At 65.2% G+C, this 15,994-nt stretch carries 11 protein-coding genes; 10 read left to right on the top strand and 1 reads right to left on the bottom strand.

What is annotated here, in order from left to right; translation table 11 throughout:
• The first annotated feature begins 49 nt into the window (after positions 1-49).
• From J4O76_RS04010 to J4O76_RS03985, 6 genes are all read left to right on the top strand, one after another.
• A complete protein-coding gene (locus tag J4O76_RS04010; protein WP_426280435.1) occupies positions 50-2,248 on the top strand; it encodes an autotransporter assembly complex protein TamA in 2,199 nt (732 codons plus the stop codon).
• Entirely contained in the window at positions 2,248-6,516 is a 4,269-nt protein-coding gene (locus tag J4O76_RS04005; protein ID WP_426280434.1) for a translocation/assembly module TamB domain-containing protein, read from the top strand. The genes J4O76_RS04010 and J4O76_RS04005 overlap by 1 nt, the downstream gene beginning before the upstream one ends.
• Before the next feature lie 69 nt (positions 6,517-6,585).
• Positions 6,586-8,067, top strand: coding sequence for a flavin-containing monooxygenase (locus J4O76_RS04000; RefSeq protein ID WP_426280433.1), 1,482 nt, complete (start codon positions 6,586-6,588; stop codon positions 8,065-8,067).
• 433 nt (positions 8,068-8,500) lie between these two features.
• Positions 8,501-9,865, top strand: coding sequence for an EAL domain-containing protein (locus J4O76_RS03995; RefSeq protein WP_426280432.1), 1,365 nt, complete (start codon positions 8,501-8,503; stop codon positions 9,863-9,865).
• A 5-nt stretch (positions 9,866-9,870) separates the two neighbouring features.
• On the top strand, positions 9,871-12,345 hold the full coding sequence (locus J4O76_RS03990) for an ATP-binding protein (RefSeq protein ID WP_426280431.1): 2,475 nt from the start codon (positions 9,871-9,873) through the stop codon (positions 12,343-12,345).
• Between the two features lie 64 nt (positions 12,346-12,409).
• Positions 12,410-12,802: a response regulator gene (locus J4O76_RS03985; protein WP_426280430.1), complete on the top strand. Its 393-nt coding sequence runs from the start codon at positions 12,410-12,412 to the stop codon at positions 12,800-12,802.
• Here J4O76_RS03985 and J4O76_RS03980 read toward each other — a convergent pair.
• Positions 12,799-13,659: a class I SAM-dependent methyltransferase gene (locus tag J4O76_RS03980; RefSeq protein ID WP_426281096.1), complete on the bottom strand. Its 861-nt coding sequence runs from the start codon at positions 13,657-13,659 to the stop codon at positions 12,799-12,801. The genes J4O76_RS03985 and J4O76_RS03980 overlap by 4 nt on opposite strands.
• Before the next feature lie 70 nt (positions 13,660-13,729).
• Here J4O76_RS03980 and J4O76_RS03975 point away from each other — a divergent pair, with 70 nt between their 5' ends.
• From J4O76_RS03975 to J4O76_RS03960, 4 genes are read left to right on the top strand one after another with little or no spacing between them, the layout of a single operon-like run.
• On the top strand, positions 13,730-14,452 hold the full coding sequence (locus J4O76_RS03975) for a ComF family protein (protein ID WP_426280429.1): 723 nt from the start codon (positions 13,730-13,732) through the stop codon (positions 14,450-14,452).
• Between the two features lie 32 nt (positions 14,453-14,484).
• Positions 14,485-14,739 (top strand): glutaredoxin 3, encoded by a 255-nt coding sequence (grxC, locus tag J4O76_RS03970; RefSeq protein WP_056063132.1) that lies wholly within the window; start codon positions 14,485-14,487, stop codon positions 14,737-14,739.
• On the top strand, positions 14,739-15,566 hold the full coding sequence (locus tag J4O76_RS03965; protein ID WP_426280428.1) for a carbon-nitrogen hydrolase family protein: 828 nt from the start codon (positions 14,739-14,741) through the stop codon (positions 15,564-15,566). Before grxC ends, J4O76_RS03965 begins: the two co-directional genes overlap by 1 nt.
• Positions 15,563-15,994 (top strand): DUF1178 family protein, encoded by a 432-nt coding sequence (locus tag J4O76_RS03960; protein ID WP_426280427.1) that lies wholly within the window; start codon positions 15,563-15,565, stop codon positions 15,992-15,994. The genes J4O76_RS03965 and J4O76_RS03960 overlap by 4 nt, the downstream gene beginning before the upstream one ends.

Genomic DNA, 15,994 nt, shown 5'->3' with positions numbered 1-15,994 from the left:
CGAAGATGGGGGTGAATCGAGCACGATCGCTGCCTGTAAAGGGGATCGTGTGACAGCTTCTAACAGCCGGCATCATTGGCTCGCTTTGGCGTTGGTAGCGTCGACAACGGGATTCGCGGGCGTCGGTTCCGCGCAGTTGGTGAAGCCGGGCACCGCCCCAGCCAAAGGTCCCGACGCGCCGAAGCCCAGCGACCAGTCGCAGTCGAACGACCCGCGTTCCGACGCGCCGATCGTGCCCGACGCCGAGTTCGACAGCGCTTTGCCGCCGTTGAGCGGCGACCTCAACGCGCCGTTGGAAGCGATGGCACCGTTGCCCGCTCCCTCGACGCAAACACCCGCGACACCCGCCACCGCAACGACCCCCGCGACCACGCTGGCCGGCGACGTCCTGCCCCCGACCGGCCCCAGCGATCCGCAGCTCGCGCAACCGCTGACGCCGCTGTCGAGCTTCGACACGACCCCGCTTCAGACCGCGGCGGATATCAAGGACAAGGACGCGCCCGAAATCCGCTACGAGACCGCCACCAAAGGTCTCGACAAGGCGGGCGACGGGCTCGAAGGCGAATACAAGGCGCTGTCCGCGCTCGCCGAGGGCAAGGGCAAAGCGGCGAACGCCACGCAGGTCGCGGCGCGTGCCCGCGAGGACGAGGCGCTGGCGGTGCGGCTGCTGAAGTCGCTCGGCTATTACGATGCGACGGCGATCTCGACGATCGAGACGATCCCCGACGCCGACAAGACCAAGCCCGCGCGGCTGAAGGCGACCGTCAGCGCGCAACCCGGCCGGCTCTATTCGCTGTCGTCGATCACCGTGAAAGCGGACGCGACGACCCCGCCCGATCTCGTCCGCACGCAATTGCCGCTCAAGGTCGGCGATCCGATCGAGGCCGCACGCATTCAGGGCGCGGAGGCGAATGTCAGCCTGACGCTGCCGCAGCAGGGCTATCCATTCGTCAAGGTCGGCGAGCGCGACATCCTGCTCGACGACCGGACCCCGACCGGCGCGTACACGCTGCCCGTCGATACCGGACCGCGCTCGTCGTTCGGGCAGCTTCGCACCGAGGGCGATCCGGTCTTCAACCTCGAGCATCTGAACCTGTTCCCCCGGTTCAAGGCGGGCGAACTCTACGACAACCGGATGACCGACGACCTGCGCGATGCGCTGGTCGCGACGTCGCTGTTCTCTACCGTGTCGGTCGAACCGGTCCGCACCGGCACGATCAACCCCGACGGCACCGAGCAGGTCGACCTGCTGGTCCGCCAGAGCGAGGGCAAGCCGCGGTCGCTCGGCGGCAATGTCGGGTTCTCGACCGGGCAGGGCTTCCGCGCGGAAGGCACGTGGCAGCACCGCAACCTGTTCCCGTACGAGGGCGCGCTGATCGGATCGGTAATCGCGGGTACGCAGGAGCAGGGCCTGTCGGGCACGTTCCGCCGTGCCAATGCGGGCAAGCGCGACAAGACGTTCAGCCTGACCGCAGGCGCGAACCATTCGAATTACGATGCGTACGACGCGTTCACGACCAGTGTCGGCGTCCGCTGGAGCTACGACTCCACGCCGATCTGGCAGAAGCCGCTGACCTATTATTACGGCGGCGAACTCGTCGGCACGAACGAAAGCGTCTATGATTTCGGTCGCGGCGAGAACGTGCGCCGCACCTACGGCATCGTCGCGTTGCCGGGCCAGGTGAAGTTCGATCGCTCGGACAGCTTGCTCAACCCGACCAAGGGCTATCGCCTGACGCTCAACCTCAGCCCCGAGACGTCGGTGCAGGGGTCGGTAAAGCCTTACATCCGGACGATGATCGAGGGGACGTTCTACTACCCCGTCTCCAGTAGCATCGTCATCGCCGGGCGCGCCAAGGCGGGCTCGATCCAAGGCGTTTCCCGTGACGACCTCGCCCCCTCGCGGCGCTATTACGGCGGCGGCGGCGGATCGGTGCGCGGTTACGGATACCAGCGGCTCGGGCCGTTCGATCCGAACGGCGATCCGGTCGGCGGGCGCTCGCTCAACGAATTCGCGCTCGAAGCCCGCTACCGGTTCGGCGATTTCGGCATCGTGCCGTTCATCGACGCCGGCAACAGCTATGAGAGCAGCACGCCGAACCTGTCGTCCCTGCGCTACGGCGCGGGCATCGGCGGGCGATTCTATACCAGCTTCGGCCCGATGCGTTTCGATGTCGCGACGCCGCTGAACCCACGCGAGGGCGACGGCAAGATCGCCCTCTACATCTCGATCGGGCAGGCATTCTGATGGCCGAAAACGGCACTCCACCTGTTGAACAGGGCCCTACTGAGCGGGACCAGTTCGAGCAGACCGAAACGGTGATCGTCGAACGTCGCCCCCTGTGGCAGCGCATCCTGAAATGGCTGGCGATCCTGGTCGTCGGCCTGATCGCGCTCGTCCTGATCGTGCTGTTCGGGATCAACACCGATCCGGGCCGGCGCCTCGTCGCTGACCAGATCGGCGGCTACACCACCGCATCCGGGCTGAACATCAAGGTCGGCCGGATCGATGGCTCGATCTACGGCGCGATGACGCTCAGCGACGTGCGCGTGTCCGATCCCAAGGGCGTCTTCCTGACCAGCCCGAAGCTCGCCGTTGACTGGCGTCCGTTCGCGTTTGCCAAGAACCATGTCGATGTGCGTTCGCTGACCACGCCGCTGGTCACGCTGCAGCGCCGCCCGGTGCTCAACGCGACGCCGACCGATCCCAACGCGCCGTTGCTCCCCGATCTCGACATCGACGTGAACCGCCTGGTTATCGATCGCTTCCTGATCGCCAAGCCGGTCACCGGCCAGACGCATATCGTCAAGATCGACGGCGCGGTCCACATCGCCGACAAGCGCGCGCAGCTGACCACCAACGCGACCGCGCTGACCGGCCCCGGCATCGCCGGCGGCGACCGCCTCGTACTGAAGCTCGACGCGGTGCCCGAGCAGAACAAGCTCGACGTGAATTTGAAGCTGACCGCTCCGGTCGGCGGCGTCGTGTCGACGATGGGGTCGTTCAAGGCACCGTTGACCGCGACCGTCGATGGCCGCGGCAGCTGGGCCTCGTGGCAGGGGCGCGCCGTCGCAACGCTCGGCGGCGGGCAACTCGCCAACCTCGGGCTGACTGCGAAGAACGGCCATATCGAAGTGCGCGGTTCGACGCGTCCCGGCCTGTATCTCGAAGGGCCGGTCGAGCGCCTGACGTCGCCGCAGCTCGACGTCGCGATCGACACGACGCTGAACGACCGCAAGGCCGACACGCGGATGACGCTGAAGTCGGACGCGCTCGCGGTCGACGCCGGCGGCCTGATCGATCTCGCCAACAGCCGGTTCGGCAATTTCGCGGTGAACGCGAAGCTCCTGACGCCCGGCGCGATCTTGCCGAACCTGCGCGGTCGTGACGTGACGGCGCGGGTCGTCCTCGACGGTGCGTTCGCGACGCCGACGGTCGACTACAAGGTCCGCGCCACCACGATCGCGTTCGGCGACATGGGCGTCGAGAACCTCTACGCCGAGGGGCTCGCACGCGTGAACTCGGACCGTATCCTCGTACCGATCAAGGCGCGCGCGCGTCGCGTGACGGGGCTCAATGCCGCGGTCGGCGGGCTCGCGACTAACGTCGCGATCGACGGCGACTTCGCGATCTCGGGCGTCAACGTCCTCTCCGACAACCTCAAGATCCGTTCGGACAAGATCGACGCGACCGCGGTCGTCGTCGCGAACATGGCGACCGGGCGCTATACCGGCGCGCTCAAGGGGCGGATCAACAATTACCGCGTCGACGGCATTGGCATCGTCAACCTGACGACCGACGCCAAGCTGGTACCGGGCCCGAACGGCGGTTTCGGGATCACCGGCCGCGTCGTCGCGCAGACTTCGCAGATCTTCAACGAAGGTGCGCGCAGCTTCCTCGGCGGCAACGCGATCGTCCGCTCGGACATCGGCTACAGCCCCGAAGGCATCGTCACCTTCCGCAATCTCCGGATGAACGCGCCACAGTTCCGTGTGACCAGCGGCGAAGGCCGGTTTGATCCGGCGACCGGTGCGGTGCTGGTGAATGCCGACGCGTATTCGACCGCCTACGGTCCCTTGTTCGCCCGCGTGACGGGCAGCGCAACGGCGCCGGTCGTCGTCCTGCGCGCACCGCGTCCGGGCGTCGGCGTCGGGTTGGTGAACCTTAACGCGCGGATCGTCGGCCGCGGCGGCGCCTATGCCGTCACCGCGAGCGGCAGCACCAATTACGGGCCGTTCACCGCCGACGTGCTGGTCAAGCCGGGGGCGCAGCTCGCGGTCGACGTGCGCCGCGTGGTGTTCGCCGGGATCGTCGGCAGCGGCCGGATCGTTCAGACGGCGGCCGGCCCATTCGCGGGCGCGCTCCAGTTCGCTGGCCAGGGCCTGTCGGGCAATGTCCGTCTCGCCAACCAGGGCGGCTACCAGCGCGCCGATGTCGCGGCGCGCGCCAACGGCGCCAAGATCCCCGGCATGGTCGACTTCACCATCGGCCGCGCGATCGTCAACGCCACCGCGGTGCTGACGCCGACGCCGCAGATCGTCGCCGACGCGCAGGTCGCGGACATGCGTTACGGCGCGATCGTCCTCTCGGCGGCACGTGCGAAGGTGAACTATGTCGGCGGCAACGGCACCGCGCAGGCGCTGCTGACCGGCTCGAACGGCGTGCCGTTCCGCCTCGCCGTCAACGCGAAGCTCAGCCCCAACACCTACCTCGTCGCCGCACAGGGCCAAGCGAACGGCATCGATTTCCGCACCGTCAACCCGGCGCGCATCCAGGCGGTAAAGGGCGAATATCGCCTGTCGCCGACCCGGATCGACTTCGGTGGCGCAGGCGGTGGCTCGGCGCGCCTGGCTGGCAGCTACGGCCGCGGCACGAACGCGCAGGTCCGGCTCGATCGCCTCGACCTGTCGACGCTCTCCGCTCTCGTCCCCAACCTCGGGATCGGCGGCAAGGCGACCGGCAGCCTCGATTTTGCGCAGGCGAATTCGGCCGCACTGCCGACCGCAGACGCACGCGTGACCGTCACCAACTTCACGCGCTCGGGTCTCGCTGCCGTCTCCGACCCCGTCGACATCGTGTTCGCCGGGACGCTCGGCGGCGACGGCGCGACCGGTCGTGCCCTGGTGCGTCGCGGGACGTCGGTCATCGGCCGCATGGTCGCCAACCTCCGGCCGCTGCCGGCCGGCAACGGCTCTTGGAGCACGCGTCTGATGGCCGCGCCGCTGTCGGGCGGGATCCGCTATAACGGTCCGTCCGCGGTGCTGTTCAGCTTTGCCGCGATCCCGAACCAGCAGCTGTCGGGCCCGATCGCGGTCGCGGCAGACTTCTCCGGGCGCCTGTCCGCACCGCAGCTGAACGGCGTCGTCCGCGCCGACAACCTGACTTACGACAACGAGACCTATGGCACGCGGCTGTCGCAGATGCGGATCGCCGGGCGGTTCTCGAACACCGACCTGCAATTGACGCAGCTCAACGCGAAGGCCGGCGACGGCACCGTGCAGGCGCAGGGCAGGATCGGGTTTGCGGCGGACAGCGGCTTCCCGATCGACATCCGCGCGACGCTGAACAATGCGCAGCTCGCCAAGAGCGACGCGATCAGCGCCACTACGACGGGCACGGTCCACCTGACGAACGGGCGCGACGGTGGCCTGATCCAGGGTGATCTCCAGATCCCCGAGGCGCGCTACCAGATCATCCGCCAAGGGCAGGCCGAGGTTCCCGAACTGACGGGCGTGCGCCGCAAGAGCGACATCCGAACGCCGGTCTCGACCGATCGCTCGGACGTGCCTGCTATCGGCAAGTTCAAGCTCGACCTTCGCGTCCGTGCGCCGAACCAGCTGTTCGTCTCGGGCATGGGCCTCGAGTCCGAATGGGAGATGGACATGCACATCGGCGGCACCTCCGCCGCGCCGATCGTCACCGGCGGCATGGACGTGGTCCGCGGCACCTATTCGTTCTCGGGCAAGCGGTTCGAGGTGAACAAGGGTCAGATCCGCTTCCGCGGCGGTGCGCTGACCGATCCGGACATCAACATCCAGGCGACCACGACCACTAGCGACATCACCGTCGTCATCAACGTCACTGGGACCGGCCAGAAGCCGCAGATCGCGTTCACGTCGACGCCGGTCCTGCCGCAGGACGAGGTGCTCAGCCGCCTGTTGTTCGGGTCGAGCCCGGCCAATTTGTCGGCGACCGAGGCGATTCAGCTGGCGTCCGCGCTTAACTCGCTGCGCGGATCGGGCGGCGGCGGTCTGAACCCGCTCGGCAAGCTCCGCTCGGCGACCGGGTTCGACCGGTTGCGCGTGCTCGGTGCCGACCAAGCGACCGGCCGCGGGACGAGCCTCGCGGCGGGCAAGTACATCACGAAGAACATCTATGTGGAGATCGTGACCGACGCGAAGGGCTTCACCTCGACGCAGCTCGAGATCGCGCTGACCAAGGCGCTAAGCCTGTTGTCGGCCGCGGGATCAAGCGGCGGGCAGAGCGCGAGCGTGAAATATACGAAGGACTATTGAGTAAAGATCACAACAGGATAGGTTCGGTTATGAAACCTACGGCGTAACGCCGGGGCGCGAGGATGCAGCATGACCGAACATGTCGACGTGATCGTGGTGGGCGCCGGCATTTCCGGGATCGGCACCGGCTACCACCTCCAGACGCGCTGCCCCGACCGCAGCTACATGATCCTCGAGGGTCGGCAGTCGATGGGCGGGACGTGGGACCTGTTCCGCTATCCCGGCATTCGCTCCGATTCGGACATGCATACGCTGGGATTCGTCTTCCACCCGTGGACGGCGGCCAAGTCGATCGCCGATGGCCCCTCGATCCGTGCTTATGTCGAGGAGACGGCGCAAGCGTACGGAATCGACCGGAAGATTCGCTACGGCCACCACGTCAAGGCCGCGGCGTGGTCGACCGAGGACGCGCGCTGGACCGTCGAAGCCACCGGCCCCGATGGCCCGGTAACGCTGACCTGCAACTTCCTCTCGATGTGCGCGGGCTATTATAATTACGCCAAGGCCTATTCGCCCGAGTTCGAGGGAGCGGACAGTTTCGCCGGACAGATCGTCCACCCGCAATTCTGGCCCGAAGACCTCGACTATAGCGGCAAGCGAGTCGTCGTGATCGGCAGCGGCGCGACTGCCGTGACGCTGGTCCCGTCGATGGCGAAGACCGCGGCGCACGTAACCATGCTCCAGCGCTCGCCGACTTACATCGTCGCGCGGCCGGGCGAGGACGGCGTGGCGAACTGGCTTCGTGGGAAACTGCCGGCAAAGGCAGCGTACGGCATCACGCGGTGGAAGAACGTGCTGATGGGGATGTTCTTTTACCGGATGGCGCGAAAGAAGCCGGCGGTCGTCAAGGAGCGGATGATCGGCATGGTCCGCGATCAGCTCGGCCCGGACTACGACGTCGCGACGCACTTCACCCCGCGCTACAATCCGTGGGACCAGCGCGTCTGCCTCGTGCCCGATGGCGACCTGTTCACCGCGATCAACGCCGGCACAGCCTCGATCGTCACCGACACGATTGCACGGATCACGCCCGACGGCATCCGCCTCGATTCGGGCAAGGACCTGCCCGCCGACGTGATCGTCACTGCCACTGGCCTCGAACTGCAACTGATGAGCGGTGTCGCGTTCAGCCTCGACGGCAAGCCGATCGAGCTCGCCGGACGGCTGCAATATAAGGGTATGATGTTTGACGGTGTGCCGAACCTGTCCTCGACCTTCGGCTACACCAACGCGTCGTGGACGCTGAAGGCGGACCTGACGGCGATCTACATGTGCCGACTGTTGAATACGATGAAGAAGCGCGGCCTGCGTCAGGCGACGCCGTTCAATGACGATCCGACGATGAAGAGCGAGTCGTTCCTCGATTTCACATCGGGGTACGTGCAGCGCGCCGCCGCGGCTTTGCCGACGCAGGGAGAGCGCAAGCCGTGGAAGCTGAACCAGAATTACGCCCTGGACGTGCTCGCGCTCAAGTTCGGTTCAATCGATGATGCGATGCGGTTCTCGAACCCGATGCAGGCTCGTGCGCGGCGCGAGCACGTTACCGCCTGAGGGTACCGTTTTGAGTCCCGACTAGCAGTCGGGGCATCCAGGATCGGCGCGGGGTTTGCCTAAGCAGGTTCACACTTCGCCGATGGAAAGACTATAAAGCAAAATCAGCGCTTAGCGGGCGGGCAGTTGCGCCGAAGTGCCTCGGTCCAGACAGCAGCCACTTTAAAATGTCGGCCCGAACACCGAGGCGCGCCCTTATTCGACGCCTCCGCAATGTTCGAGCCGACCGGCATTCACCAGGGGCGAATGCCTTCGCCGTAAACGAGCGCGATAATGAGCTTCAGCATGTTTTGCTCCCTAATTGGCACCGAGAAGGTGCCGGTTCCGAATATCGGTTAATGAAGCGTTAAACAATAACATTTGTAATTTGTTAACCATCTTCTTGGCGTCCGGGCGTGCTAAGTGCTTAAGGGTATATTTATGCGTCCGAGCTATGCGGGTTGGGATGAGCCACATTCCGCACGGTCAGGTCGAAGGCAGCCCGCATTTAGGGGGCATTCGGCTGTTGGACGCCGACCTGTCGATAAAGCGCACGCGGGATGCGATATGCCAGGCTTCACAAGGTTCTTGGCGGTTTCTCGTGCTTGCCGAGGTTGCGAATTTTGCGGTGTTGCGGCGTCATCTCGGGCGATCGAGGGCGGACACCGTGATAGTCGATGTCGCGGCGCGGATCGCCAATACGCTGCCCGACGCCAGGGTCATGGTCGCGGGACGCGACACGGCGGAAATCGTCTTCGAGAGCGAGGCACGGCTAGCCTTGGACGTTGCGATCGCCGCGCTGGAAATCGCGTTCGAGGACCCGTTCGACATCGACGGTGAGTCGTATGTGATCCATATCCAGTTGGGGGCTGCCGCCGCCTCGGCGCACCGCGACGAGGTCCTGCTCATAGAAGAGGCCGAGCACGCGTTGCGCGAAGCTCGGGCCGAACGAATCACGATCGCGCGGGATGTCACCGGCAACCCTGCGGCAATGGATCGTGCCGAGCTATCGCTGGACCTGACGCGTGCGATCGAAAAGGAGGAACTGTTCCTCCAATACCAGCCAAAGGTTCACCTCCGTCGCCAGCAGGTCACGAGCGTCGAGGCCCTGGTCCGCTGGAACCACCCGACACGTGGGCTCGTGCTGCCCAACGACTTCATTCCTCTGGCCGAGGAGTCGCGGGATATCGTCGCACTTACGTTGTGGACGATCCGCCGTTCGATTGCCGATCAGAAGGCACTGGCTGCCAGTGGTCACGACCTCCGGATTTTCATCAACATCGCGGGGGCATTGCTCGCCGACAAGCGCTTCGTTCGTCGCGCCTGCGAGTTGGTGCAGGCGAGCGGGGCGCAACTCGGGTTTGAGATCACGGAGACGTCGGTCATCCGTGACCCGGAAAGCGCGATCGCAAACCTCAAGATATTCGCGGATATTGGGATCGTCATCGCGATTGACGATTACGGAGCCGGCCTGTCATCGCTGGCGTATCTGAAGCAGTTGCCGGCACGCGAACTGAAGATTGACAAGCTTTTCGTGACGCAGCTCACGAGTTCGAATCGCGACCCGCTGATCGTCCGCTCGACGATCGACCTCGCGCACGCGCTCGAGATGGAGGTGGTCGCAGAGGGTGTCGAGACCCAGGCGGCGATGGCACTGTTGTCGGTGATGGGCTGCGACATGATCCAGGGCTTCCTCATTAGCCGACCGATCAACCTCGATGCGCTGATCCATTTTCTCGATGATGGAAAGTATCAGGCTTTGGCAGCCGATATGCGCGCGCCGTTCAATCGTCTTGCGACCGTCTGGAAGCGCGCCTGATCGCAATGGCGCAGCGCTGGATCGTAGCGGCCGCCGCCGTAGCCCTGACATTCATCGGCCCGGCCGTGTCGGCGCAACCGGCTATCGTCCAGGCAGAGGACGTTGCTGCCGACCGATACGAGACGACGGTTGCGGATGCCAATGCGACGATGCTGGTCGATCCGGCCAAGGCGTTGCCCAAAGCGATCGTCGCCGAACGCCTTGGTGCACAAATCGCCGACGAGAAAGCTCGCGGCATTGCGATCGCCACCGCACAATGGCTCCAAGGCGAGGCGTATCTCCGGATCAATACCCCCGACAAGGCGGATGTGCTTATCCGGGGGGCACTTGCGGCGGTGAAACGGTATCAGCCAAAGTCGAAGCTTCATGCCGACCTGCTCATATCGATGGGGTGGCTCGACAGCTATCAGGGCCATGTCGGCAATGCGCTTATCGACTATCAACTGGCATTCGGTATCTACCGAAAGCTTGGCGATGCTCGGGGGCAGTCGCGGGCGCTGGTCTTTATCGCGTTGCTCTATACGCAGGCTAAGGACCCCGAGACGTCCGATCGCTATTATCAGCAGGCGCTCGATATCTATCGGGGGGACGTGAATATCGCCGTCTCCGTTTACAACAACCGTGCCTTGGTGTTCGCCGAGGACAAACAATACAAGAAGGCCGCGGAGCAGTTCAAGAACGCGCTCGATCTCGCGAAGCAGCTTAACAGCAGGAACCTGCTCGAGCTGATCTATATGAACATCGCGCGCGTGCAGCTCGAACTTGGTAACCTGACGCTGGCGGACCGGGCTATCGCGAACGGGCGGGCGATGGCCGATCCCAGTGACCCGAGTCTCGCAGGGCGCCTGACGGCAACGGCAGCGCAGGCGGCGTTGCAACACGGTGACCTGCCGCGCGCTAATCGATTGATCGAAAGTGCGCTGGTCGGGATCGATCCGAAAACCACGGGCATTTCGTACCGCGATTTTCATCAGACCGCGTACAATGTCTTCACGGCAACGGGCGACACCACTTCGGCGCTGGTGCATCTGCAAGCTCTCAAGCGCCTCGACGACGCTGGCACCAAGCTCGCCACCGACACGAAGACCGCGCTGATGGCGGCGCGATTCGATTTCGCCAATCAGGAGTTACGGATCAGCCAACTCAAGGCCAGCGAATTGCAGCGCAGCATTGCGTTCGAGCGCACACAGGCGCGGACCCAGCGGAATATCTTTATCGCGACGGGGGCTGCGGTCGCGGTCGTTATCGTTCTGCTGGCGATCGGGCTGGTTACGATCCGTCGCAGCCGGGATCAGGTACGTGCTGCCAACGACGACCTTGCGACGACGAACAGCGCATTGGGCAAGGCACTGGCCGCGAAGACCGAGTTCCTGGCCACGACCAGTCACGAGATCCGGACGCCGCTGAACGGTATTCTGGGCATGACTCAGGTGATGCTGGCGGACCCGACGCTTCCGGCGGACATGCGCGACCGGCTTGGCGTGGTACATGGCGCCGGGATCACGATGCGGGCGCTCGTCAACGACATCCTCGACATCGCCAAGATGGAAACCGGCAACCTGACGATCGAGGCTGCTGCGTTCGACGTCTGCGCGACAGTGAAGGACGCGGCGCGGATGTGGGAAGAGCAGGCGCGCGCGAAAGGCCTCTCCTTCACCGTCGATGTCGGCGGTTGCCCTGCAATGATCATGGGCGACGCCGCACGGGTTCGGCAGATCGTCTTCAATCTCCTGTCGAACGCGCTGAAGTTCACCAAGACGGGCCATGTCGCGCTGAGCATCCAGGTTGGCGACGACGACCGGTTGCGTGTTGGCGTCACCGATTCCGGTATCGGTATTCCCGCCGACAAGATCGAGGAAATCTTCGAATCGTTCCGCCAAGCCGATGCCGGGACGACACGGCAATTCGGTGGTACTGGTTTGGGACTGTCCATCTGTCGCAATCTGGCGCGCGCCATGGGCGGTGACGTGTCCGTCAGCAGCATCGTGGGGCAGGGGGCGACCTTCACGCTGGTCCTGCCGTTGGTCCGTGCCGACTCGAAGGCGGTCGATATCGTTGAGACGGATACGCGACCGGGTACGCTGATCGTCGATCGCAACCCGATCACGCGCAGCATGTTCAGGACGTTGCTTGCACCGCACGGCGGCCCGATCACCTTCGCAGCCTCGGTCGACGAAGCGGTCACGCGTCTTGCCGATGGCGACATCGCACGCGTGTTGATCGACGATGCGACGGTGCGTGTCGGCGACGACGCGCTGGGCGGACTGTCGCGGGTTGCCGAGGCGGCGTATATTTCGGGTGCCGAAACGACGTTGCTGTGGCCCGTTGCCGCAGAGGATGAGCGTGAGGAACTGCTGGGTACGGGGATCACGCGGGTCGTTGCGAAGCCGGTGAGCGGGGGGGCGCTGATTGCGAGAATGTTCGATGGATCGGTATCGACCGACGGCGTGAATCCCGACCTTGTATCGCATGCTGCATGAGGCGTAGAGGCGGCCATATGGCCACGATATATCCTCCTTTGATCTATGTTAAGCGGGGGGTGCGGTGAACGTTTTGTTCATCGAGGACGACCGGATGAACCGCCGCGTCGTCAAGGATATGCTCGACGTCGCAGGCGTCGCTATGGTCGAGGCGGAAAGTGCGGAACGCGGTCTTGAGATCCTCGACGAGCAGGACTTCGCGATGATCCTTGTCGATCTGCGGATGCCGGGCATGGATGGCATCACCGCGATCCAGCATATCCGTGCTCGGGGCGACGCCAAAGCCAAGGTGCCGATCATCGTCGTGACCGCTGATATCGCGCCAGATCTGCGGGAGCGTTGTCTGACGGCGGGTGCAGACGACGTTATTTTCAAACCGGTCGCGATGGATTCGCTGTTCGACGCGATGGGTATGATCCTGGCACGGGGCGCCGACGGCGACGGCCTAATCGTCTAGGCGTCGCTTTGACCGTGGCGCCCGAGCGCCGCGCCGAGCGATGCAGTCGCGCTGCCGCGTCTCGCTGGCTTGGGCTGAGACGGGTCTGGCGACCAGCCGGTCAGGAACACGATCTGGAATGTCTCGTGGGTCCGGCCACGATCGTCCGATGCGCTTGCGAAAGCCGCAGCGGTCCGTCCCACCGTCGCCGACACGAGAGGCTGGCGCTGGGCCAGGATGTTACCCGCCCCCATTCCGCGCAGGTCGCCGAGCAGCCGGCCGAGATCGCGGTACCCGACGTCGAGCGTCTCCACATCGGCCACGGGTAGGGCAAATCCCGCACGCATCAGCAGGTCGCCGGCGGATCGCACGTCGATCTGCGGATGGAGACGCGCGGCGGGCCGTTCGCTTTCCGCGGACCTCAGCGCACTGCGAAGTGCCGGCAAACTCCCCGCACCAACGAATGCACCGAGAAACAGGCCGTCAGGACGCAGCACGCGGCGGATCAAGGCTAGCGCGCCGGGCAGGTCGTTGACCTGATCGAGTACGCCGGCGCTTACGACGAGATCGAACGACGCATTGGCGAACGGGAGGCGATCCTCGTCGGCTTGCACGCCGCCCGGCTTGGCAGCGAACGCGAACCCCGCATCGCAGCGTGCCACGCGAGCGCCCGGCGGCGGGGCGAAGGCGCCGTCGAAGCAGCCGAGATCGAGGATGTCGGTAAAGTCGCGGGTCACTGCATCCAGCCGTTCGGCGATTCCGTCGAGCATCGTGGCCCGCAGGAAGTCGTGCTCGGCATAGCCGGGCGCGGCGCGGTCCCGGCGGACACGGCGCGCGGCGCGGTCGAAGATTTCTGGGGCGGAGTTTTCTGAAACGATATCGGACACGTCTTCGCTTGTGCCGTGGTCGCGTGCCTCCGACAAGGGCTGGCACTCATGGGGGGGCTGGATGAAGATACTCGCCCCGTTCCGCTTCATCGCCGGGATCGCCTTGCCGCCGCGGTGCGCCGGTTGCGGCACCCCGGTTGCCGAGGATCACCGGTTCTGCGCGATCTGCTGGACAGGGTTGCGCTTCCTGGGACCGCCGTGGTGCGCCAGCTGCAACCGACCCTTCGCGTTCGATCGCGGTGACGACGCACGGTGTGCGGCATGCCTCGAGGATCCGCCGCGTCATGCCGGCGTCCGTGCGGCCGTCGCGTACGGTCCGATCGCGCGGACGCTGGCGCTGCGCCTGAAATATGGCGGGCGTATCGCCTTTGCGGAGACCATGGCGCGACAGATGCGGCGCTTGCTGCCGGACGAGGTCGACTTGCTGGTGCCAGTGCCGCTGCACCGCTGGCGAATATGGTCGCGCGGCTTCAACCAGGCAGCGCTGATCGCCGACGCCATCGCGAAGCTGTCGGGGGTAGGGCACGATCGCACCGTTCTGACGCGGCCCAGGCGGACGATCCTGTTGCGCGGGCTCGGCGGACGACAGCGGGCAAAGGCGGTGTCGGGCGCGTTCGCGGTTACGGCGCCGGGCCGCGTGCGGGGCAGGGCGATCGCGTTGGTGGACGACGTCTACACCAGCGGAGCGACTGCCGACGCGTGCACCCGCGCGCTGCTCAAGGCGGGCGCGCGATCGGTCATGATCCTGTGCTGGGCGCGGGTCTTGCCGGCGTCTGACGATTGACAACGGCAAACCGAGACCACATTTCCCGCTTCATGGCTAAAGTCGAAATCTACACCAAGGCGTTCTGTCCGTATTGCACGCGCGCGCTGAAGCTCCTCGCATCGAAGGGGGTCGAGCCCGAGCAGTTCGACGTCACGATGGGGGGCCCGAAAAAGGCCGAGATGGTCGAGCGGTCTGGCGGTCGCATGACCATGCCGCAGGTCTTCATCGACGGTAAGCATATCGGCGGATCCGACGATCTGGCCGCGCTCGATGCGAAGGGCGGCCTCGACGCACTGCTCGCCTGATGGCGAAGATCGGCGTCCTCCAGATGACGAGCGGGATCGATCCCGCCGTCAACGCCGCGACGCTTGTCGAAGCGATTGGGATGGCTGCGGAAGCGGGGGCGGAGATGCTGTTTACGCCCGAAATGTCGGGTCTGGTCGATCGCGATCGGGCCCGCGCTGCCAACTCGATCGTCGCCGAGGATAATGACCCGGTGCTGGCGGCCGTCCGTGACGGTGCGGCATCGGCCGGCATTTGGGTCCACCTGGGATCGCTTGCGGTACGACGCGCGGACGGTAAATTCGCTAACCGTGGGTTCGTGATCGACCCGAGCGGCGCGATCCGCGCACGCTACGACAAGCTTCATCTGTTCGACGTCGACCTCCCGTCCGGTGAGAGCTGGCGGGAATCCTCAGCCTATGTCGCGGGCGAGACGGCGACGGTCGTCGACACGCCCGCGGGCAAGCTCGGTACGTCGATCTGCTACGATCTCCGGTTTGCCGACCTCTATCGCGCATTGAGCGATGCGGGCGCGACTATCCTGTCGGTCCCAGCCGCGTTCACGCGACCGACTGGCGCAGCGCATTGGGAAATCCTCCTGCGCGCGCGGGCGATCGAAGCGGGCGCGTTCGTCGTTGCATCGGCGCAGACTGGCGTTCACGAGGACGGACGCGAAACCCACGGCCATTCGCTTGTGATCGATCCATGGGGCGATGTGCTGCTCGACATGGGTGAGGGCGCAGGGCTGGCGTTCGCGGAGATCGATCTCGCTCGGATTAAGCAGGTGCGGTCGCGTATGCCAGTCCTTGCGCACCGCCGGACGATTCCTCCCGTATCGACCGTCGGTTGATCGTATTCGACTTGAAGTGCGGTGGCGGCCATGTGTTCGAGGCGTGGTTCGGATCGAGCGGCTCCTATGAAGAGCAACGCTCGGCGGGCCATGTCCGCTGTCCGGTTTGCGACGATGGCACGATCACCAAGGCGGTGATGGCGCCCGCGATCTCGGCAAAGAGCAACAGCAAGGCGGCACCACCGACCCCGGACGCGGTCAAGGTCGCGATGAAGATGCTTGCCACCCGGCAGGCAAAGGCGCTCGAGTCCTCGGAATGGGTCGGCACCGCCTTCGCCGACCGCGCCCGCGCGATGCACCTCGGGGAAGAGAAACACGCGACCATCCACGGTCAGGCGAGCCTTGCTGAGGCGAAGGCCCTTGTCGACGAAGGCGTTCCGGTTGCCCCGCTTCCCCTGCCAATCGTTCCACCGGGAAAAGTGAACTGA

Source organism: Sphingomonas sp. NFX23, from assembly GCF_049887795.1.
Classification (GTDB): Bacteria; Pseudomonadota; Alphaproteobacteria; order Sphingomonadales; family Sphingomonadaceae; genus Sphingomonas.
Note: the sequence above shows the minus strand (reverse complement) of the source record. Positions and strands in the feature narration are given on the sequence as shown.